Source organism: Streptomyces pinistramenti (assembly GCF_020564935.1).
In the GTDB taxonomy this organism is placed as follows: Bacteria; Actinomycetota; Actinomycetes; order Streptomycetales; family Streptomycetaceae; genus Streptomyces; species Streptomyces pinistramenti.
Genome location: NZ_JAJCXB010000074.1, coordinates 1 through 21093, shown reverse-complemented (window position 1 = coordinate 21093; position 21093 = coordinate 1). Strand labels below are relative to the sequence as shown.

The window sequence follows — 21093 nt, the reverse complement described above, 5'->3', positions numbered from 1 at the left end:
CGCCGCGATCAATCCGGTAACCCGGTCCTGGCCCGGGGCACACCCGCGGCGCCGGCCGGTGTGACGGTCGACATCGCGCGCGAGATCGGCGCGCGGCTGGGCGTGCCGGTGGAACCGGTCTGTTTCGACGCGGCGCGCGCGTCGTACGAGGCGATGGCGGCAGGCCGGGCCGACCTGTGCTTCCTGGCGGTCGAGCCCGCACGCGAGGCCGAAGTGGCTTTCACCGCGCCGTATGTCGTGATCGATGGGGTGTTCGCCGTGCCCGGCGCATCGGCGTTCCGTACGGCCGCCGACGTCGACCGTGCGGGCGTGCGGATCGGCGTGAAGCACGGGTCCGCCTATGACCTCTTCCTCTCCCGCACCCTTCGGCACGCGAGCGTCGTGCGCGGGGAGGAAGGGGGCGACGTGGGCGAATCCCCGCGCTGGCTCGCCGACCGCGGCCGGATGCGGGAGGCCGAGGCGACCATGGCGCTGATCGAGGCGAAGGTCGAGGCCGCCACGGGAGCGCCACTGCCGGACGCGCCACCGGACGCCCCGGCCAATCCCGCCCCGTCACCCGGCGCCCGCACGGTGGCCCCCGCCACCGCCGCCGAACGCGCCGCCACCGGCATCCGCGGCCTGTTCACCGGCCGCTACCGGCGCCGTACGCTCCTGCTCGGCGCCCTCTGGTTCACCGGCTACTTCGTGAACTACGGCATCTCCTCGTGGCTGCCGACCCTCTACGGCAGCCGCTTCCACCTCGGCCTCTCCGACGCGCTGCTCCACTCCACCGTCACGTCGGTGGCCGGACTGCTCGGCTGCCTGGTGGCCGCGCTCACCGTCGACCGCATCGGCAGGCGCCGGATCTTCGCCCTGTTCCTCGGCGGCACCGCCGCCGCCCTGCTCGTCCTCGCCGCACTCGGCGCCCGCACCCCCGTCCAGGTCCTCATCTGGACCTCACTGGCCGCGGTCTGCTTCTTCGGCTCCAACATCTGCCTGTACCTCTACACGCCCGAGCTGTACCCGACCCGGATGCGGGCACTCGGGTGCAGCGTCGGCGGCGCCCTCAACCGCGTCGGCGTCATCCTCGGCCCTCTCATCGTCGGCGCCGTCTACGCCGGGGGCACCGGCCTGGCCGCGGTCTTCGCCACCCTGGGCGCCGTCGCGCTGGCCGGCGCGCTGACGGCCGCGTTCTTCGCCGAGGAAACCACCGACCGACCGCTGGAGGAGGTCTCTCCCTGAACGGGCCCAGGGCCGTGGGGACTTGTCCGTGACGGATGCCGTGCCGGTCGTCTGTGAGGTGTCGCGGGGCCGGGGGGACGCCCGGACGTTCCCGTCAACGAGCAGCACCACACCCGCGCCCTGCGGCTCTTCCGTCCCGCGGACGGTCGGACGTCCCGGTGCCGCCCCTCCGACCCACCCCACCCACAAGCGGCAAGCGACCCACCGGTCACCACCTCACCCCGTCCACCCGCTCACCACCGGCGGATCATCCGGATCGGGGACCGTGTCCGACCACCCGCCCGGCACGCTCCGCCCCTGCCGCGCGCGGAAGCGGACCGGCGCGGTCCCCACCCGCCGGGTGAACAGCCGGCTGAAGTACGCCGGATCGTCGTAGCCGACCCGCCGCGCCACCGCAGCCACCGGCAGCTCGGTGGCCACCAGCAGCTCCTTGGCCCGCCCCAGCCGGATCCCCAGCAGATAGTCCTTGGGACTGCACCCCGCCCCACGCCGCACCGCGACCCGCAGTTCGGCCGGGCTCATGCCGTGCCGCGCCGCATGTTCCGCCACCGACAGCGGCCGGCACGCGTCCCGGGCCAGCGCCTGGAGCACCGGATCGCCGTCCGCGTCGGTGTCGGCCCGCGCCCGCCGCAGCGCGACGAGCAGTTCGTGCACGGCCGCCGACGTCTCCACCTCCAGCAGCGGATTGCCGCGCCGCGCCGCCCGCGCGATCCGCCCCACGGCGGTACGGGCCGCGACGGTGTCGGCGAGCGGCACCACCGGGCGCCCCGGCTCGATATAGCCCAGCTCCGTGTACGTGGCGGCGGCCGGCCCGGTGAAGTCGACGAAGCTCTCGTCCCAGCCGGTCTCCGGGTCGGGCCCGTAGTGGTGGGACACCCCCGGCACGAGCCACAGCAGCGCCGGGGCGGTGACCTCCTCGCGCCGCCCGTCCGGGCCCGTGCACCAGCCGCGGCCGGCGCTGATGACGACCGCGACATGGTGATCGAGGACGCGCGGCCCCACCGCGGGCAGCGCGCCGTGCTGCAGCCCGACGCCCAGACACACCAGGCCCAGCCGGTGGTGCACCGGGCCCGGCGTGAAATACCGCATCCAGGTGTGGTACATCCCCGGGACCTCCCGCCACCCGCACGGCCGCCCCGCCGCGCGCCGCTCCGTCCAAACAACGCCGATCTTTGTCCATGGACCGCCGCACCGCCAGAGGGCGAAGGTGACCGGCAAGGAACGGGCGGGGGCGACGAGAGGCGGGGCCGGCGACGTGAGCGAATTCCTGGTGGGCGAGCGGGACTTCCTGCTGGACGGGCGGCCGGTGCGGCTGCTGTCCGGCGCGCTGCACTACTTCCGGGTGCACGAGGCCCAGTGGGACCACCGGCTGGCGATGCTGCGCGCCCTGGGCCTCAACTGCGTGGAGACCTACGTCCCGTGGAACCTGCACGAACCGCGCCGGGGTGAACTGCGGGACACCGGTGCGCTGGGCCGCTTCCTGGACGCGGCCGCCCGTGCGGGCCTGCGGGCCCTCGTCCGGCCGGGCCCGTACATCTGCGGCGAGTGGGAGAACGGCGGGCTGCCGCACTGGCTGACCGGACCGCTGGGCCGCCGGGTGCGGACGCGCGACCCGGAGTACCTGCGGGCGGTCGAGGCGTGGTTTCGCCGGCTGCTCCCCCAGATCGTCGCCCGCCAGTGCACCCACGACGGGCCGGTGCTGATGGTGCAGGTGGAGAACGAGTACGGGTCCTACGGCTCGGACGCGGCCTACCTCGCGTGGCTCGCCGGACTGCTGCGGGAGCTGGGCGTGACCGTGCCGCTGTGCACATCCGACGGGCCCGAGGACCACATGCTGACCGGCGGCGCGGCGCCGGGAGCGCTGGCCACCGTCAACTTCGATGCGGGCGCGCGCGAGGCGTTCGACGTGCTGCGCAGGCACCAGCCGGACGGGCCGCTGATGTGCATGGAGTTCTGGTGCGGCTGGTTCGCGCACTGGGGCGCGGGGCCCACGGGACGCGATCCGCTGGAGGCGGCCGGCGCGCTGCGCGAGATCCTGGACTGCGGGGCCTCGGTCAACCTCTACATGGCGCACGGCGGCACCAGCTTCGGCGGCCTGGCGGGCGCCAACCGCGCGGGCCCGCTGCACGACGGCCCGCTCCGGCCGACCGTCACGTCCTACGACTACGACGCGCCGATCGATGAACGCGGCCGCCCCACAGAGAAGTTCCACCGGTTCCGCGAGGTGCTGGCGGAGCACGCGCAGGGCCCGCTGCCCGAGCCGCCCGCGCCCTGCCCCGTGCTCGCCGCGCCGGCCGCCGTACGCCTCTCGGGCTGGGCCGGGCTCGGCGCGGTGACCGATGCGCTGGGCGGTGCCGAGATGAGCTGTGGGGTGCCGCCGACGTTCGAGGAGCTGGACGTGGACCGGGGCCTGGTCCGCTACCGGCTGGCGGTCCCCGGGCCGCGCGGCCCGTACGAGCTGCGGGTGCGGGGGCTGCGGGACCGTGCGGTGACGTTCGTGGACGGGGTGCGGGGGCCGGACATCGACACCGAGGACGCGGTGCTCGGGCCGGTGTCGGGGCCCGCCACGGTGGAGCTGTGGGTGGAGTCCCTGGGGCGGGTCAACTACGGGCCGCGCCTCGCCGAGCCCAAGGGCCTCACCGGCGGGGTGCTGCACGAGCGGCAGTTCCTGCACGGCGTACGGGCCCGCGGGCTGCGGCTCGACGCGCTGGAGGACGCGGACGCGGTGGCGCGGCTGCCGTTCGGGCCCGGCCTGCCCGGTGCGCGCGGGCTGCACCGGGGGACGGTCACCGTGCCGGCGGGCGGGGCGGGCGACGCGATGCTCGAACTGCCGGGCTGGACGCGGGGGTTCGCGTGGGTGGGCGGCTTCCCGCTGGGGCGCTACTGGTCGGCGGGTCCGCAGGAAGCGCTGTACGTACCGGGCCCGGTGCTGCGCGAGGGGGCGAACGAGGTGCTGGTACTGGAGCTGGAGGGGCCGCCGCCGGGCGTCGCGCCCGGGGTGCCGCGGCTGGTGCCCTGAGCGCCGCGGCCCGGGTGCGGGGTTCCGGGGGCAGCCCCCGGAACCCGCGTCATGCCGCCCTCATACCTCCCTGACCTCGAAGCTGTCCAGCACGAACTCCGCCTTCGCGTCGTCGCCGACCTTGCGCAGCCCCACCCATGCCTCGCCGCCGTCGGGCGCGGTGAACTCGTAGGTGAGGGTGGCAGGCTGGGGCGCGACCGGGAGCGGGCGGCGGCTCAGCTCGCGGGGCGCGGGCTCGTCGACGGCGGTGATCCAGACGTACTCGCCGGCCTTCTCGTTCTCGTAGCGGAAGGTGACGCGGTAGCGGCGGCCGGGCAGGAAGCGGACGGTGTGCGGGACGGTCCGGTGGACGACTCCGGTGTTCTCGCCGCGCGACTTGAGGGACTGGCCGCCGTCCACGACGTCGTCGATCGCCTTGCCGTTCCAGCCGCGCCGGGTGTACGGCGCGTGCCGCTGGGCGAGGTGCGTGCGCGGGTCCGTCGAACCGCCCGCGTCGCCCTTGACGAAGACGCCCCAGCCCTGCGGGACGTGCTCGAAGTCCTCGTACACCAGCGTGCCCCGCTTGGTGCTGCGCTCCGCGCGCACCACCCGGATGTTGTCGAAGCGCACCCGCGGCTCGCCGGCGGCCGCGGTCAGCGCGAGGGTGACCCGGCCGCCGCCTTCGGGCACCGTGAAGGGGGTGAACATCCGCTGGAAGCGGGTGCCGTGCTTGCGGTCGGCGGCGACGTAGTTGCCCGCGGTGGAGGTCTCGGTCCAGTTGGCCGCGGTGACCCCGTCGGCGGTGCGCACTTCCAGGGCGGCCCGGCGCCGCTCCCCCGCCGCCGCGCCGACCTCGACCTGTACGGACGCGGCGTAGCTGCCGGGTGCCAGCCGGTCGAGCCGCCGGCTGACCGAGGCCGCGGCGCCCGCGCCGATGACCAGTTCGTGGTCGCCCAGCGCGCTCGTCCCGACCCGGGCGGGCCCCTTGACCCGCCAGCCGTCGAGGCCGCCCGAGTGGAACCCCGGGTCGCCGATGCCGGTGCCCTCGCCCCACTGCGGGTCCTGCTGGGCCGGGGCCTTGGTGCGGTAGAGGACGTAGGGGCGGCCGGCGTCCGCGTCGACGGTGACCGTGCCGCCGCGCACCGGCAGCCGTCGCTCCTGGGTCCTGCCCTGGTCGGTGAGCCGGTACGCGTACACCGCGGCGGCGCCCGACCAGCCGCGCGGCAGCGTCCAACGGGTGCTGCCGCCCTGCGGGTTGTAGTGGTAGAGCTTGTCCGGGTCGGTGGCCCGGCGCGGCTCCCACGGCAGCAGGTAGCGGCCGTCGTCGTAGACCAGCCGCCCGTCGGTGGTGACCCTCCGGGTGCCGCCCTGGTCCGATACGGAGGTCTTCGTCGGCCCATCGAAGGTGATCTCGTGCGCGGTCCAGGTACGGATCGGGTACGCCTGGAGGTACTTGGCGGGCAGTGCGTCGCGCCAGATGACGGCGGTGAAGGCGGGCCAGTCGGTCTTGCCGGTCCAGCCCTCGAAGTTACCCATCCGGGGTGCGCCCAGCAGGGTGGGCCACTTGTCGGCGAAGACGTCCTTGTGGTGGTTGCGCAGGAAGCGGATCAGTTGGGAGTTGATGCCGCGTGAGGTGTCGGGGCCGTAGTCGGTCTCGTTCGCCCAGTGCGACCAGAGCGAGGACCTCTCCAGGCCGTGGCCCCATTCACTGGCGACCTGCCAGCCCTGGTCGTGCAGGTGGCGCTGGAGGCGGTCGGAGTTCCAGCCGGACTCGCGGAAGACGTCGAAGTAGATCATGTTGAGCGCGGGGTCGGTCTCCTTGCGGAGCTGTGCGAGGCGCGCGGCGATGTCGCCGGAGAGCAGGTCGCGGCGGGCGTCGATCCGGTAGGACTGGTCGAGCCAGTCCCACTGTTCGTCGGCCTTGTCCACCAGCTTTTCGGAGAAGGCGTGGGCGACGGGGTAGGACTCGGTGGCGTTGACGTGCACCGCGAAGTCGCTGTTCCACTTCTTGCCGGCCCGCACCAGCGCGTTGAGGTCGTCGAGCCCGCCCGCGCGCGCGTTGTAGTTGCCGCCGTAGTCCGGGTGCGCCGAGTCGTGCCCTTCGGACTGGTAGCCCTTGAGGAGGGTGAACTGCCGCAGCCCGTCGGTGGCCAGGGCGATCCGTTTGACGTTGTCGAGGGTGGCGAGGAACGGGTTGGTGGCCTGGCTGGCGAAGTTGAAGGGGATGTGCGGGACGACCCGGAGGTGCTGTTCGTCGGCGCCGCGCGGCACGACCATGATGTCCCGCAGCGCGATGGCGCCGTCCTGCCAGTCGGCCCTGCCGTCGCCGTTGCGGTCGCCGGTGACGATGACCGTCGCCTGCGGCAGCGGTTCGGTGGCGTCCCAGGGCGCCCCGGCCGCGCGGTGGGTCCACTGGCCGCAGGCGAGCTGCGCCTTGACGAAGCCGTCGCCGCGCACGGCCTGGTGCCAGAGCCTGCCGTTCTCCCAGGTGGTGGCGCCGGACGGCAGGTCGTGGACGGTGTTGGTCTCGATGGCGGCGGCGAGTTCACCGGTGGAGACCACCGCGTACGCGCATCCGGTGGGCGCTTCCTGCGGCGCGGTGTCCGCGGTGACCTCCACCAGGGTGTCGCCGCTCTTGGCCTTGTCGAGGTCGATGCGGGCGGCGAGCAGGGCCGCGCCCGGCTGGTCGCTGCGGACGCTGAGCAGTGCGAGGCCGGGGATCTCCAGGGTGCCGACGGGCCGCGCCGCGGTGTCGTCGATGCCGGTGACCCGCCAGGTGACCTGCCGTCCGCCGACCGCGATCTCGACGGTGATCACGGTGCCGCCGTCGAAGGCGAGGGTGTAGACGGCCCGGTCGGCGCGGGCGCGGTGGGTGACCTGCGGGGTACGGGCCGTGCCGTCGATCAGGACCTGACGCACGGCGGTCTCCTGGCCGTGCAGGACGGCGCCGGTGCCGCGGTCGGTGTAGGCGACGATGCGCGGGAAGTCGGTGGCGACGCGGACTTCCAGTGCCGCGGAGCGCAGGACGGCCTCACCGGGCCCGGGGGCTGCGGCCGCTGAGCCGGCGCCGAGCGGCAGGGCGGTGGCGGCCGACGCGAGCGCGGTGGCGGCGACGACCGTACGGCGGCTGGGCCCGCCGCGGCCCTTTGTCTGTTCGTTCACGCGCGCCTCCTCCTCGGCACCTGCACTGCTGTCGCCGGACAGCGTGCGGCCGGTGGGGCGGGTGCGCCTATGGACAAAGGAGGGACAGGTGTTGGACTAACGGATGCGGCTCTGCGGATCCCGGCGCGGGACCGCGCCGGGCCGGAGGGCGGGCCGCCGCCCGCCCCCGGACCGGTGCGGGACCGGCTCAGCTGCCGAGTTCGCCTGCGGCCTTCTGGATGTCGGCCGCGAAGGTGCTCACCTCGCTGTAGACGCCGGGCTTGCCGGGCCGTGCGCAGCCCTCGCCCCACGACACGATGCCGACCTGGAGCCACTCGCCCGCGTCGTCCTTGCGGAACATCGGGCCGCCCGAGTCGCCCTGGCAGGTGTCGGTGCCGCCGGTGTCGAGCTTGCCCGCGCAGATCTCGTCGCCCGGGGTCAGCGCGTCGCCGTACGCCTTGCCGCAGGTGGCGTCGTCGATGAACGGGACGGTCGCCTTGAGGAGGTAGCGCTGCTGGTCGCCGCCTTCCTTGTCGGCGCCCCAGCCGGCGATGGTGAAGTCGCCGTTGTTGAGCTTGTCGTCCTGCGCGATCTTCAGCGTCGGCTGGTCGATCGGCTTCTCCAGCTTGATCAGCGCCCAGTCCTTGCCCTTGCCGTTGTAGCCGGGGGCCTGAAGAACTTCCTTGGACTTGACGGTGACGGCGTGCGAGTCCTGGAGGTCGACGACACCGGCGGTGGCGGTGATGTCGGTGTTGGGGCCGCTGCCGTCGACGCAGTGGGCGGCGGTCAGCACGATGTCCTTGGCGTACAGCGCGCCGCCGCAGCCCATCGACAGCCGGACCATGAAGGGGAATTCACCCTGCTCGGCCTTGGTGCCGCCGACGACCTTGGTGTGCACGCCCGAGGGGTCGGGCGCGGGGGCGGCAAAGGCCGATGCGGGCTGGAGGCTGAAGGCGGCGAGGGCTATCGCGCCGAGGGCGGTGGTTCTCTTGAGGTGCTTCAGGGAGCTGCGCAACGGGCTTCCTTTCGTGGGGGGTTGCACGTCGATGACGAGCTCGTGCCCCACCGGAGCCGGTGTGCGGCCGCCGGAAAATCTGCGTGGAGAAGGGCGGCACACCACAAGGCGTCCGGACCCAGTGGGGGATGAGTCCGTAAAGCGCCCTGTGATTATGTGGAAAATGCGATCAGGGTGACAAGGGTTCGTATCCGGCCAACTCCCCTGCGCCATCCGCCCCGTACGGCCCATTCCGGCCGTTGCCGCCCGGCCGTAGAGTGGCCGGGTGGCAACGGGCACCCCCGGTGGGGAGATCGCGCACGGCTACCCGCATCTCGACACGGTGCGGGCCTCCCTCACGGCGCTCTACCGCCGCCTCTCGCACGACACGGTGAGCACCTTCAACGCCAGCGTCCTCCCCATCGACGTGGCCTTCGACGACGCGGAGGACCTCCACCTCGGGGTGCAGCGGGTGGCCCGCGCGATGGTCCGTCACCTGCGGCTGCCGGACGCCCGGATGGTGGTCTCGTTCCGGACGATGGAGCACGCCGCGCACGTCGAACTCGCCGCGGGGCCCGAGTACTTCATCGAGCTGAACGAACGTTTCCGGACACACCGCAAGGACATCGGTGCGGCCCTTGCGCACGAGGTGATGCACGTCTACCTGCACCGCCTGGACCTCGCCTTCCCCGGCACCCGCGACAACGAGATCCTCACCGACACCGCGACGGCCTACCTGGGCGCCGGCTGGCTGCTGCTGGACGCCTACCGCGAGCACGGTCCGTTCTCGCAGAAGCTGGGCTACCTCACCCCGGAGGAGTTCGGCTACGTCCTGGCGCTGCGCGCGGAGTTCTTCGGCGAGGACCCGTCACCGTGGTTCACCAGCCCGCAGGCGTACGACGCGTACACGGCGGGGCGGTCGCGGGCCCGGCAGGAGGCCCGCAGGCCGCCGCTGGCCGCGGCCGGCTGGGCGGCCGGGCGCCGGTACGCCAGGGCGCGCCGCGCGGCACACGACGCGCAGCGCACCGCGCCCGACCGGGAGTACGGCTTCGCCTTCGAGGGCCCGGGGCCGCAACGGGTGTCGTTCCCCTGCCCCGCCTGCCTGCAGCGCATCCGGGTGCCGGTCCGCGGCCGGCTGCAGGCCCGCTGCGGGCTGTGTCACACACTGCTGGACTGCGACACCTGACGGCGCGCCGGGCCCGCGCGGCTCACAGCCAGTCGCGCTCCGGTGTGGCGGCGGCCAGGACCTCCCGCGCACCGGTGCGGACCGGGTCGCCGTGCGGTACGCAGACGGTGTCGACGCCGTCGAGGGCTGCGAGCCTGCGGAAGGAGGCGACGGCCGTCGCCCGGTCGATGTTGATGGGGCCCAGGATCGCGCGGCCTTCGCCGGTGGCGATGAGGTCGCCGGGGAACAGGACGCGGGATGCGGGCAGGTGCAGCGCGATCGAGCCCGGCGTGTGGCCGGGCACGTGCAGCACCCGGACCGGCTCGGACCAGCCGTCGATGGTGTCCCCTTCATGCAGCGCGACGTCGACGTCGAGGTGGCGCAGCGGCGGCAGTCCGGCCTCCGCGAAACCGGCGGACACCTGCTCGTACAGGGCCTGTTCGGCGGCGGTGAGCTGCGGCGTCGGTTCGGGGGCCGCCCCGCTGATGTACGGGACGTCGTCGGCGCCCGCCAGCACGGTGGCCCCGGTGACGGCGGCCAGGTCGGCGGCCGAGCCCATGTGGTCGATGTGGCTGTGGGTGAGCACGATCTGCCGCAGGTCGCCCGGTCGCCCGCCGAGGCGGGCCAGCGCGTCGAGGATCGCCGGGGCGGAGCCGGGGACCGAGGTGTCGACCGCGGCGTAGCCGTCGCCGGGCAGCGCGACGAGGTAGACGTGCCCGACGGGGAACGGGAGGTGCCAGATGGTCTCGGTAACCGGGATGGGAGTGTCCATGTCCCGGACGCTAGGCGGGCCCACGCAGCCCTGCCACGCTTTGCGCCGTCGGCGGATTGCGCGCACGGCACAACCGGTCCGGAACCCGAACGGCGCCCGCTCCGTCCCATCAGCGACCCGAGGAGGCATGTCATGCGAACAAGCACCGAGCAACGGATCACGGACCGGACCGGCACCGGACGGCGCGCCGGGGCCCGCACTCTGGCCGCCCTGATCGCCCTGGCCGCCGCAGGCACCGCGGCCCTGTCCGGGTGCGGCGGCGGCACGACGCAGACGGTGGGCAACGCGCCGCCGAAGAAGCAGGATCCGTTCGAGCAGCGGGCCGACACCGTGGTACGGGACTGGCCGAAGGTGAAGCCGGTCTCCGGGCACCACGACGCGGTGCTGCCGCTGGCCGGCGCGGACCGGCCCAAGGACACCACGGCGCGGGAGCTGACGGTGACGGTCGGCCACGGCGCCTGCGACGCCCATTACGGCACGCATGTCCGCGAGTCGGAGAAGCTGGTGGTGATCTCCGGCTGGAGCGAGAGGAGCCGGACGAAGAAGATGTGCACCGCGCAGCTGGAAACCGACAAGGCCAAGGTGAAGCTGAAGAGCGCGCTCGGCGACCGCAGGATCGTGGACGCGGCCACCGGCAAGCAGCTGGCGGCTTCCTAGGTCGTGCCCGCAAGGCCCGGCCCGCACCGACCGGCCGTCGGCGGTACCGCACCGGGATCTGCGGCGCCGTCGACGGCCCCGCGGCCGGGCAGCAACTACCCTCGCCGCATGAGTCCTTCCATCGCCCGTGCCACCCGCGTCGAACTGCCGGAGCTGCTGGAGTTCGTCCGCCCGCGCCATCGCGCCGTCCTGCTGACCCGCCGCTCCGACGGCACCCCGCAGGGGTCGCCGCTGACCTGCGGGGTGGACGACTCCGGCCGGCTGGTGATGTCGACGTATCCGGAGCGCGCCAAGGTCCGCAACCTCCGCCGGGCGCCGTCGGCCAGTGTGATCGTGCTGTCCGACGAGTGGAACGGGCCGTGGGTGCAGATCGACGGCGAGGCCGAGGTGCTCGACGCGCCGGACTCGATCGAGCCGCTGGTCGAGTACTTCCGCAACATCTCGGGCGAGCACCCGGACTGGGACGAGTACCGCGAAGCGATGCGCACCCAGGGCAAGTCGCTGATCCGGGTGACGCCGCTGCGCTGGGGCCCGGTCGCCACCGGCGGGTTCCCGGCCCGCCTGGTGGAGGGCGAGGAGTAACGCCCCTCCGGCACGTCAACGGGTCCGGTGGGCACCCCCGTTGACGTGCAGCACCTGCCCGGTGAGGTGCCGGGCGGCGGGGGACGCGAGGAACGCGACGGTGCCCGCGATGTCTTCCGGCACGCCGGGGCGGCCCATCGGCGTGGCGTCGATCAGCGTCCGGCGGCGTTCCTCGGCGAGCTGCCCGTGGAAGAACTCGGTCTCGGCGATGTAGCCGGGCGCGACGACGTTGGCGGTGATGCCGCGCGGGCCGAGCGCGGCGGCCAGGCCGGAGTTCCAGGAGGCGAGTGCGGCCTTGGCCGCGCCGTAGGACCCTGATCCGGTATCGGCGGCGATCGAGCCGATGTGCACCACCGCGCCGCCGTCCGCGAGCCGCGCGTCCAGGGCGCGGACGGTCAGTGCGGCGGTGAGCAGGTTGGCGTCGAGGTTGGCGCGGAAGTCGTGGGCGTAGGCGGCGAGGTCGTCGGCGCCGTCGGTCTGGAAGTCGGCGTTGCCGCCCGCGTTGTTGACCAGCACGTCGACGCGTTCCGGCAGCGCGTCGAGGAGTGCGGTGAGGGCCGCGGGGTCGGTGTGGTCGCAGGTCACCGCGCGGATACCGGCGCGGTCCGCGGTCTCCTTGAGGGGGCCGGGACGGCGTCCGGTGACAACGACGCTGTCGCCTGCCGCGGCGAAGTGGTGGGCGACGGCCCTGCCGATGCCCGTTCCGCCGCCGGTGACGAGGATGGTGCGTGCCATACGATGAGCTCCGCTCTCTTCGTTCAGCTCTAAATTCAGGGCTAAATTTAGAGCTGAACATAACACTCCCAGGAGGCCCGATGGCAAGCACACCGAAGAAGCAGGACGGCCACGGACCCCCGTCCCCCGCCGGGACGCACCTCGTCGAGGAGATCGCCGCGGCCTGGGAGCGCGAGCGGCCCGGCACCCCGGTCTCCTCGATCGGGATCGTCACGCCCATCTGGCAGCTGGCCAAGCTGTTCGGCGACAACCGGCGCCGGGTACTGACGCGGGCCGGCGTGGACCCGGCCACCCTCGACCTGCTGAGCGTGCTGCGGCGCGGCGGCGAGCCCTACGCCCTCACCACCCGCGAACTCGCCCGCCGCTCCCTGGTCACCGCGGGCGCCGTCTCGCAGCGGGTGGCACGCGCCGAGCGCGAGGGTCTTGTCACCCGCGAGCCCGGCACGGGCCGGCCGCGCAGCGTGCTGGTGCGGCTGACGGCGGCGGGTCACGAGCTGGTCGAGGCGACCGTCGATCACGTACTCGGCCGCGAGGCGGAGTTGCTCGACACGCTCACCGCCGAGCAGCAGGACCAGCTTGCCGGACTGCTGCGGATCCTGCTGCGGGACACCCAGCAGCGGCTCGGCGACGACCGGATCGGCCAGGTGGGCGCGGACTGAGCGGGCGGCGGGCCCGGCCGCCGCCCGCTCGGTCCGGTGATGTGCCGTGAACGACACACGGCGCCTGCCTCCGGTCGGGGAGGGGACAGGCGCCGCGGTACGGGGGCCGGGGTGTTCCCCGGTCCCATGCCGCCGCACGACGTTGTGCGGGACAGCGGGTGACGGATCGCTACACGGTCAGTGCGCGGTCCGTCGGCTTGATGGGAGCCGGCAGGGCGCTGGCTCCGGTGAGGAAGCGGTCCACGCCCTGGGCGGCCGAGCGGCCCTCGGCGATGGCCCAGACGATGAGGGACTGGCCGCGGCCCGCGTCACCGGCGACGTACACGCCGGGCACGTTGGTGGCGAACTCCGCGTCGCGGGCGATGTTGCCGCGCGCGTCCAGCTCCAGGCCGAACTGCTCGACCATGCCGTTGGCCTGGTCGGTGCCGGTGAACCCCATGGCCAGGGTGACCAGTTGGGCGGGGATGCGGCGCTCCGTGCCCGGCTTCTGCTCCAGCTTGCCGTCCTTGAACTCCACCTCGATCAGGTGCAGCCACTGGACGTTGCCGTCCTCATCGCCCTCGAAGTGGGTGGTGGAGACGGAGTAGACCCGCTCGCCGCCCTCCTCGTGCGCGGAGGTGACCTTGTAGAGCATCGGGAACGTCGGCCAGGGCTGGCCCGGATTCCGCTCCTCGCCCGGCCTGGGCATGATCTCCAGCTGGGTGACGGAGGCCGCGCCCTGGCGGTGGGCGGTGCCGACGCAGTCCGCGCCGGTGTCGCCGCCGCCGATGACGACGACGTGTTTGCCATCGGCGCTGATCGGGGCGACGGTCAGGTCGCCCTCCTGCACCTTGTTGGCCAGCGGCAGGTACTCCATCGCGGCGTGGATGCCGTTCAGCTCGCGTCCGGGCGCCGGCAGGTCGCGGGAGGTGGTGGCGCCCGCCGCGATCACGACGGCGTCGTAGCGCTTGCGCAGCTTCTTCGCGTCGATGTCCCGGCCGATCTCCATCTCGGTACGGAACTTGGTGCCCTCCGCGCGCATCTGCTCGATGCGGCGGTTGATGTGGCTCTTCTCCATCTTGAACGCGGGGATGCCGTACCGCAGCAGCCCGCCGAGCCGGTCCGCGCGCTCGTAGACGGCGACGGTGTGGCCCGCCCGGGTCAGCTGCTGGGCGGCGGCGAGTCCGGCAGGACCTGAGCCGATGACGGCGACGGTCTTGCCGGAGAGCCGCTCGGGCGGCTGCGGGGTGACGTCACCGCTGTCCCACGCCTTGTCGATGATGGTGACTTCGACGTTCTTGATGGTGACGGGCTGCTGGTTGATGCCCAGTACACAGGCCGCCTCGCACGGAGCGGGGCACAGCCGGCCGGTGAACTCCGGGAAGTTGTTGGTCGCGTGCAGCCGCTCGCTGGCCGCGCTCCAGTCGTCCCGCCAGGCGTAGTCGTTCCACTCGGGGATGAGGTTCCCCAGCGGACAGCCGTTGTGGCAGAACGGGATGCCGCAGTCCATGCAGCGGGACGCCTGCTTGCTGATGATCGGCAACAGGGAGCCGGGCTGGTAGACCTCGTTCCAGTCCTTGACGCGCTCCTCGACGGGACGGGTCGTGGCGACCTCGCGGTCGTGGTTGAGGAAGCCCTTGGGGTCAGCCATGGGTCGCCGCCTCCATCATCTTCTCGTGGGTCTCGGACTCGGAGAGCCCGGCCAGCTCGGCGGCGTCCTTGGCGGCGAGCACTGCCTGGTACGTGGGCGGGATGACCTTGCTGAAGCGGGCCGCGGCTCCATCCCAGTCGGCGAGGAGCTTCGCGGCGACGGTCGAGCCGGTCTCCTCCTGGTGGCGGCGCACGACGCCGTGCAGCCACTGCTTGTCGGCCCCGTCCAACGCATGGACGGCGTCGGCCAGTTCCTTGTTGACGTGGGCCGGGTCGAGGTCGATGACGTAGGCGTAGCCGCCGGACATGCCGGCCGCGAAGTTACGCCCTGTCTCGCCCAGGACGACGGCGTTGCCGCCGGTCATGTACTCGCAGCCGTGGTCGCCGACACCCTCGGAAACCACCGTGGCGCCGGAGTTGCGGACGCAGAACCGTTCGCCGACCCGGCCGCGCAGGTACAGCTCGCCGCCGGTCGCGCCGTAGGCGAGGGTGTTGCCCGCGATGGTGGAGTACTCGGCGAGGTGGTCGGCGCCGCGGTCCGGGCGGACCACGATCCGGCCGCCGGAGAGGCCCTTGCCGACGTAGTCGTTGGCGTCGCCCTCCAGGCGCAGCGTGACGCCACGCGGCAGGAACGCGCCGAAGGACTGGCCGGCCGAGCCGGTGAAGGTGAGGTCGACGGTGTCGTCGGGCAGCCCCGCGCCGCCGAACTTCTTCGTGACCTCGTGGCCGAGCATCGTGCCGACGGTCCGGTTGATGTTCCTGATGGCGACCTGGGCCCGCACCGGCTGGGCGGCCTCGGCGGTGTCCGCGGACAGCGCGTCGGCGGCCAGCTTGATCAGCTCGTTGTCCAGCGCCTTCTCCAGGCCGTGGTCCTGGACGGTGACCTGGTGGCGGACCGCGCCGTCGGGCAGCTCCGGCACGTGCAGCAGCGGTGCCAGGTCCAGGCCCTGGGCCTTCCAGTGGTCGACGGCCTGCGTGGTGTCGAGGATCTCGGCGCGGCCGATGGCCTCGTCGAGGCTGCGAAAGCCCAGCTCGGCCAGCAGCTCACGGACCTCTTCGGCGATGAACTCGAAGAAGTTGACGAGGTATTCGGCCTTGCCGGAGAACCGCTCGCGCAGCGCCGGGTTCTGGGTGGCGATGCCCACCGGGCAGGTGTCCAGGTGGCAGACGCGCATCATGACGCAGCCGGAGACGACCAGCGGAGCGGTCGCGAAACCGAACTCCTCGGCGCCGAGCAGGGCCGCGATGATGACGTCGCGGCCGGTCTTGAGCTGGCCGTCGGTCTGCACGACGATACGGTCGCGCAGACCGTTGAGCAGCAGCGTCTGCTGGGTCTCGGCAAGCCCCAGCTCCCACGGGCCGCCCGCGTGCTTGAGCGAGGTGAGCGGCGACGCGCCCGTTCCGCCGTCGTGTCCCGAGATCAGGACGACGTCCGCGTGCGCCTTGGAGACACCCGCGGCGACGGTCCCGACGCCGACCTCGGAGACCAGCTTGACGTGAATGCGCGCCCGGGGGTTGGCGTTCTTCAGGTCGTGGATCAGCTGGGCGAGGTCCTCGATGGAGTAGATGTCGTGGTGCGGCGGCGGCGAGATCAGGCCGACGCCGGGGGTCGAGTGACGTGTCTTGGCGACCCAGGGGTAGACCTTGTGTCCTGGCAGCTGGCCGCCCTCGCCGGGCTTGGCACCCTGCGCCATCTTGATCTGGATGTCGTCGGAGTTGACAAGGTATTCGCTGGTCACACCGAAGCGGCCGGAGGCGACCTGCTTGATGGACGAGCGGCGCGCCGGGTCGTAGAGACGGTCCGGATCCTCGCCGCCCTCACCGGTGTTGGACTTGCCGCCCAGCTGGTTCATGGCGATGGCGAGGGTCTCGTGCGCCTCGCGGGAGATCGATCCGTAGGACATCGCGCCGGTGGAGAAGCGCTTGACGATCTCGGACGCCGGCTCGACCTCGTCCAGCGGGACCGGGGGCCGCTCGGACGTGCCGTTCTTCTCCGACTTCAGGCCGAACAGGCCGCGCAGCGTCATCAGCCGCCCGGACTGCTCGTTCACCCGCTCCGTGTACTGCTTGAAGATGTCGTAGCGGCGCGAGCGGGTGGAGTGCTGGAGCCGGAAGACGGTGTCCGGGTCAAAGAGGTGCGGCTCGCCCTCGCGGCGCCACTGGTACTCGCCGCCGATGTCCAGCGCGCGGTGCGTGGCGGCGATGCCGGACACCGGGTACGCCTTCGCGTGCCGCGCCGCGACCTCCCTGGCGACGACGTCGAGCCCGGCGCCGCCGATCTTGGTCGCGGTGCCCTGGAAGTACCTGCCGACGAACGCCTCGTCCAGGCCGACGGCCTCGAAGACCTGCGCGCCGCGGTAGGAGGCGACGGTCGAGATGCCCATCTTGGACATGACCTTCAGGACGCCCTTGCCGAGCGCCTTGATGAGGTTCCTGATGGCCCCTTCGGCGTCCGTGCCGGGCAGGAACGTGCCGGCCCGCACCAGGTCCTCGACGGACTCCATGGCGAGGTAGGGGTTGACCGCGGCGGCGCCGTAGCCGATGAGCAGCGCGACGTGGTGCACCTCGCGCACGTCGCCTGCCTCGACCAGCAGGCCGACCTGGGTGCGCTCCTTGGTCGCGATGAGGTGGTGGTGCACCGCCGCGGTGAGCAGCAGCGACGGGATCGGGGCGTGCTCGGCGTCCGAGTGGCGGTCGGAGAGCACGACCAGCCGGGCACCGCCCTCGATGGCGGCGTCCGCCTCCGCGCAGATCTCGGCGATCCGGGCGGCCAGCGCATCGCCGCCGCCGGAGACCCGGTAGAGGCCGGAGAGCGTGACGGCCTTCATGTCGGGCATGTCGCCGTCGGCGTTGATGTGGATGAGCTTGGCGAGCTCGTCGTTGTCGATGACCGGGAACGGCAGGGTCACACTGCGGCAGGACGCCGCGGTGGGCTCCAGGAGGTTGCCCTGGGGGCCGAGCGAGGAGATCAGCGAGGTGACCAGTTCCTCGCGGATGGCGTCCAGCGGCGGGTTGGTGACCTGCGCGAAGAGCTGGGTGAAGTAGTCGAAGAGCAGCCGGGGGCGGTCGGAGAGCGCGGCGATCGGCGAGTCGGTGCCCATCGAGCCGATCGGCTCGGCGCCGGCCTTGGCCATCGGCGCGAGCAGCACCCGCAGCTCTTCCTCGGTGTAGCCGAAAGTCTGCTGGCGGCGGGTGACCGAGGCGTGGGTGTGCACGATGTGCTCACGCTCGGGCAGGTCGGCGAGGTCGATCAGGCCCTCGTCCAGCCACTGCTGGTACGGCTTCTCGGCGGCGAGCTGCGCCTTGATCTCGTCGTCCTCGATGATGCGGTGCTCGGCGGTGTCCACGAGGAACATCCGGCCGGGCTGGAGACGGCCCTTGCGGACGACCTTGGCGGGGTCGATGTCGAGAACGCCGACCTCGGAGGAGAGCACGACCAGGCCGTCGTCGGTGACCCAGTACCGCCCGGGGCGCAGGCCGTTGCGGTCCAGCACCGCGCCGACCTGGGTGCCGTCGGTGAAGGTGACGCAGGCCGGGCCGTCCCAGGGCTCCATCATCGTGGAGTGGTACTGGTAGAAGGCGCGGCGGGCCGGCTCCATGGCCGGGGAGTTCTCCCACGCCTCGGGGACCATCATCAGCACCGAGTGCGGCAGCGAACGGCCGCCGAGGTGCAGCAGTTCGAGTACCTCGTCGAAGGAGGCGGAGTCGGAGGCGTCCGGGGTGCAGACGGGGAAGATCCGCTCCAGGTCCCGCTCCCCGAAGAGCTTCGATGCCAGCTGCGACTCGCGGGCGCGCATCCAGTTGCGGTTGCCCTTGACGGTGTTGATCTCGCCGTTGTGCGCGACGAAGCGGTACGGGTGGGCCAGCGGCCAGCTCGGGAAGGTGTTGGTGGAGAACCGCGAGTGGACCAGCGCGATGGCGGTGGCGAAGCGGCGGTCGGACAGGTCGGGGAAGAACGGCTCCAGCTGCCCGGTGGTCAGCATGCCCTTGTAGACGAGGGTCCGGGAGGAGAGCGAGGGGAAGTAGACCCCGGCCTCCCGCTCGGCGCGCTTGCGCAGCGCGAATGCCTTGCGGTCCAGGGCCAGGCCGGTGTCCGCGGCGCCCGCCGCGTCCGCGACGAACAGCTGGGAGAAGGCCGGCATGGTGGCGCGGGCGCCGTTGCCGAGGAGCTGCGGGGCGACCGGGACGACCCGCCAGCCGAGGACGTCGAGGCCCTCTTCCCCGGCCATCGTCTCGATGCGCGAGACGGCTTCGGCCGCATCCTGGGCGTCTGCCGGGAGGAAGGCGATGCCGACGGCGTAACCGCCGGCCTCGGGAAGCACGAAGGTGACGTTCTCCCGCAAAAACGCGTCCGGCACCTGGAGCAGGATGCCCGCGCCGTCGCCCGAATCCGGCTCGGAGCCGGTGGCACCGCGGTGCTCCAGATTGGTCAGGACGGTGAGCGCCTGCTCGACCAGCGCGTGACTGGCCTCGCCGGTGAGAGTGGCCACGAAGCCGACGCCGCAGGCATCGTGCTCGTTGCGCGGGTCGTACATCCCCTGCTGGGCGGGGCGCCCGTCCATGGGCGACCAGGCGGCGCTGGCGCTGCCGGTGGTCGCGGAGTGCGTGGACGCGGAACGCATCGGCTCTCCCAACGTCGTCGTGGCAAAGGCATTGCCGAGGGACGACGTTGGCCCTCCGCGAAATTTCGTGCAGGTTACAGGATGGCTCGCTTCTCGAAAAGCGGATAGAGCCTTCCAACATACGGACACCGCGCGGGGCGGCGAGTCAGGGATGCGGACGGACAAAGGGGTCCGGAAGCGTGGCGTGCACCGGGCGACATTGCCCGTGACGCCTCGGCCTTATGCCCGGTCGTCACCACGATGAAACCGCCGGGTAACGCGTGAATTATGTGTCGGCCCGCATGGCGCGTCACCCTACGACGGTTCCGAACACCGTTCCCAGGATGTACGTCACACCCGCGGCCGCGCCACCGAGAGCCAGCTGCCGCAGCCCGCTGAACCACCAGGAACGGGCCGTCACCCGCGCCACGACCGCCCCGCATGCAAAGAGCCCGAGCAGCGCCAGAATCAGCGCGGGCCACAATGCGGAAGCCCCCAACAAGTAAGGAAGCACAGGCAAAAGAGCGCCCAATGCAAATGAACCAAAGGAAGAAACTGCGGCCACAGTGGGCGAAGGAAGGTCCGACGGGTCAATTCCCAATTCCTCGCGCGCGTGAATCTCCAGCGCCTGTTCCGGGTCCTTCGACAGCTGCTCGGCCACCTGCCGGGCCAGCTCCGGCTCCACTCCACGGGACTCGTACAGCGCGGCCAGCTCGTCCCGTTCGTCCTTGGGATGCGCCCGCAGTTCACCCCGCTCGATGTCCAGCTCGGCGAGGACCAGTTCACGCTGCGAGGCGACCGACGTGTACTCCCCCGCGGCCATCGAGAAGGCGCCGGCCGCCAGGCCCGCCAGACCCGTGATGATGATCGTCTGCTGGGACACCGCGCCGCCCGCGACTCCGGTCATCAGCGCGAGGTTCGACACCAGGCCGTCCATCGCCCCGAAGACGGCGGGGCGCAGCCAGCCGCCGTTGACGTCACGGTGCGTGTGGTTGTCACGGTGGGCTATGTGGGTCGGCGCCGAAGCGTCCATGACTCCGATGACAGACATGCGGGACCTACTCCCTTCAGCGAGGTGTGGGCCGAGAACGGCGCTTCCCCCTCCAACACCTCGAAACTAGGCGTGAGGACCCCTCCACCGCTAGCAAGGAAGGCCGAACTTACCTCTCTGACCTGCGGCTTCTCCTAAAGGATCTTCTTGAGATCCTGGTCACCAGGCCCCCGCGGGGGCACGTCGGCCGCCGCACGGCGCCGTTCGGGTGACACGACCGGGTGACCCCGGCGCCCCGGACAGGAGAGCGGGCCCCCGGCGTGGCACGGATACCGGACCGGGCAGCGGTCCGGTCCACACCACAGAAGGGCCCGCCCATGAGCGCACCCCACCCCCCGCCCGCGTTCGACGCACCGGCGGAGGCGTGATGCCCGGCCGTCCCGCCGGTACGGGACGCGGCCCCGGCGACCTCTGGCACGGCCGGGGCGGATCGTTCCGGGTGGTGACGCGGCGACCGGGCAGGACCACGGACCTCGGAGACGGCACACCCGCCACCACTCCCCCGCCCCTCCGGCTGACATGGGTGCAGCCCGAAGACCTCGTCGGGCACGAACTGCGCCAGGCAGCCGAGGACGGACGGGACGCCACCACACTCGCCCTCCGCTGGCGGACCGCCGGTGGCCCGCGGCCCCCCGAACGAGCCGGCGCCTCCCCCGCCCCCGCCGCCCCCGCACTCCGCGCCCTCGCCTGCCGCCTCCTCGACGAACTCGCCCTGCTGCCCTCGCCGTTGGCCGCCGACGAACCGACCGCACTCGACGCCATCGCCGCCGCACGCCCACCCCGCACCCCCTCCATCCGGCGGGGCCGCCCCCGGCCCCCGCCGGGCCCCTCCGTCCACGGGAAGCTACACGCTCGTAGGGCGATACGCGCCCCCGCGGTACGGAAGTC

The 21093-nt window shown here is 72.5% G+C and carries 14 protein-coding genes and 1 pseudogene; 7 read left to right on the top strand and 8 right to left on the bottom strand.

Annotated features, from left to right (window positions below):
* Nucleotides 1-60 precede the first annotated feature (60 nt).
* Nucleotides 61-1221: an MFS transporter gene (locus LIU39_RS31340; protein WP_308409439.1), complete on the top strand. Its 1161-nt coding sequence runs from the start codon at nucleotides 61-63 to the stop codon at nucleotides 1219-1221.
* 216 nt (nucleotides 1222-1437) lie between these two features.
* Here LIU39_RS31340 and LIU39_RS31335 read toward each other — a convergent pair whose 3' ends face one another.
* On the bottom strand, nucleotides 1438-2325 hold the full coding sequence (locus LIU39_RS31335; RefSeq protein WP_227050325.1) for a helix-turn-helix domain-containing protein: 888 nt from the start codon (nucleotides 2323-2325) through the stop codon (nucleotides 1438-1440).
* 151 nt (nucleotides 2326-2476) lie between these two features.
* Here LIU39_RS31335 and LIU39_RS31330 point away from each other — a divergent pair, with 151 nt between their 5' ends.
* Nucleotides 2477-4240, top strand: a complete 1764-nt coding sequence (locus LIU39_RS31330; protein WP_227050324.1) for a glycoside hydrolase family 35 protein — start codon at nucleotides 2477-2479, stop codon at nucleotides 4238-4240.
* Nucleotides 4241-4300: 60 nt separating this feature from the next.
* Here the strand turns inward: LIU39_RS31330 and LIU39_RS31325 are convergent, their stop codons facing one another.
* Together LIU39_RS31325 and LIU39_RS31320 are read right to left on the bottom strand one after the other, a co-directional pair.
* Nucleotides 4301-7381, bottom strand: coding sequence for an endo-alpha-N-acetylgalactosaminidase family protein (locus tag LIU39_RS31325; RefSeq protein ID WP_227050323.1), 3081 nt, complete (start codon nucleotides 7379-7381; stop codon nucleotides 4301-4303).
* A gap of 187 nt (nucleotides 7382-7568) precedes the next feature.
* Nucleotides 7569-8375 (bottom strand): S1 family peptidase, encoded by an 807-nt coding sequence (locus LIU39_RS31320; protein WP_227050322.1) that lies wholly within the window; start codon nucleotides 8373-8375, stop codon nucleotides 7569-7571.
* Between the two features lie 265 nt (nucleotides 8376-8640).
* Here LIU39_RS31320 and LIU39_RS31315 point away from each other — a divergent pair, with 265 nt between their 5' ends.
* Nucleotides 8641-9540, top strand: coding sequence for a hypothetical protein (locus LIU39_RS31315; RefSeq protein ID WP_227050321.1), 900 nt, complete (start codon nucleotides 8641-8643; stop codon nucleotides 9538-9540).
* A gap of 22 nt (nucleotides 9541-9562) precedes the next feature.
* On the opposite strand, the gene LIU39_RS31310 is transcribed toward LIU39_RS31315, so the two are convergent.
* Nucleotides 9563-10291, bottom strand: coding sequence for an MBL fold metallo-hydrolase (locus tag LIU39_RS31310; protein ID WP_227050320.1), 729 nt, complete (start codon nucleotides 10289-10291; stop codon nucleotides 9563-9565).
* Between the two features lie 132 nt (nucleotides 10292-10423).
* On the opposite strand from LIU39_RS31310, the gene LIU39_RS31305 reads away from it, so the two are divergent.
* The gene (locus tag LIU39_RS31305) at nucleotides 10424-10948 is read left to right on the top strand and encodes a hypothetical protein (protein WP_227050319.1); all 525 of its coding nucleotides are present in this window, start codon (nucleotides 10424-10426) and stop codon (nucleotides 10946-10948) included.
* Nucleotides 10949-11056: 108 nt separating this feature from the next.
* The gene (locus LIU39_RS31300) at nucleotides 11057-11530 is read left to right on the top strand and encodes a PPOX class F420-dependent oxidoreductase (protein ID WP_227050318.1); all 474 of its coding nucleotides are present in this window, start codon (nucleotides 11057-11059) and stop codon (nucleotides 11528-11530) included.
* Nucleotides 11531-11545: 15 nt separating this feature from the next.
* Here the strand turns inward: LIU39_RS31300 and LIU39_RS31295 are convergent, their stop codons facing one another.
* Complete coding sequence (locus LIU39_RS31295) at nucleotides 11546-12265, bottom strand: SDR family NAD(P)-dependent oxidoreductase (RefSeq protein ID WP_227050317.1); 720 nt, start codon at nucleotides 12263-12265, stop codon at nucleotides 11546-11548.
* A gap of 80 nt (nucleotides 12266-12345) precedes the next feature.
* On the opposite strand from LIU39_RS31295, the gene LIU39_RS31290 reads away from it, so the two are divergent.
* Entirely contained in the window at nucleotides 12346-12924 is a 579-nt protein-coding gene (locus tag LIU39_RS31290; protein WP_227050316.1) for a MarR family winged helix-turn-helix transcriptional regulator, read from the top strand.
* Between the two features lie 169 nt (nucleotides 12925-13093).
* On the opposite strand, the gene LIU39_RS31285 is transcribed toward LIU39_RS31290, so the two are convergent.
* The 3 genes from LIU39_RS31285 to LIU39_RS31275 form a co-directional block, all read right to left on the bottom strand.
* Complete coding sequence (locus LIU39_RS31285) at nucleotides 13094-14554, bottom strand: glutamate synthase subunit beta (protein ID WP_227050315.1); 1461 nt, start codon at nucleotides 14552-14554, stop codon at nucleotides 13094-13096.
* Nucleotides 14547-19175 (bottom strand): glutamate synthase large subunit, encoded by a 4629-nt coding sequence (gltB, locus tag LIU39_RS31280; RefSeq protein ID WP_227050314.1) that lies wholly within the window; start codon nucleotides 19173-19175, stop codon nucleotides 14547-14549. The genes LIU39_RS31285 and gltB overlap by 8 nt, the downstream gene beginning before the upstream one ends.
* A 289-nt stretch (nucleotides 19176-19464) precedes the next feature.
* On the bottom strand, nucleotides 19465-20187 hold the full coding sequence (locus LIU39_RS31275) for a VIT1/CCC1 transporter family protein (protein WP_372464119.1): 723 nt from the start codon (nucleotides 20185-20187) through the stop codon (nucleotides 19465-19467).
* A gap of 385 nt (nucleotides 20188-20572) precedes the next feature.
* On the opposite strand from LIU39_RS31275, the pseudogene LIU39_RS31270 reads away from it, so the two are divergent.
* Nucleotides 20573-21093: pseudogene (locus LIU39_RS31270) on the top strand (hypothetical protein); the annotation flags it as partial.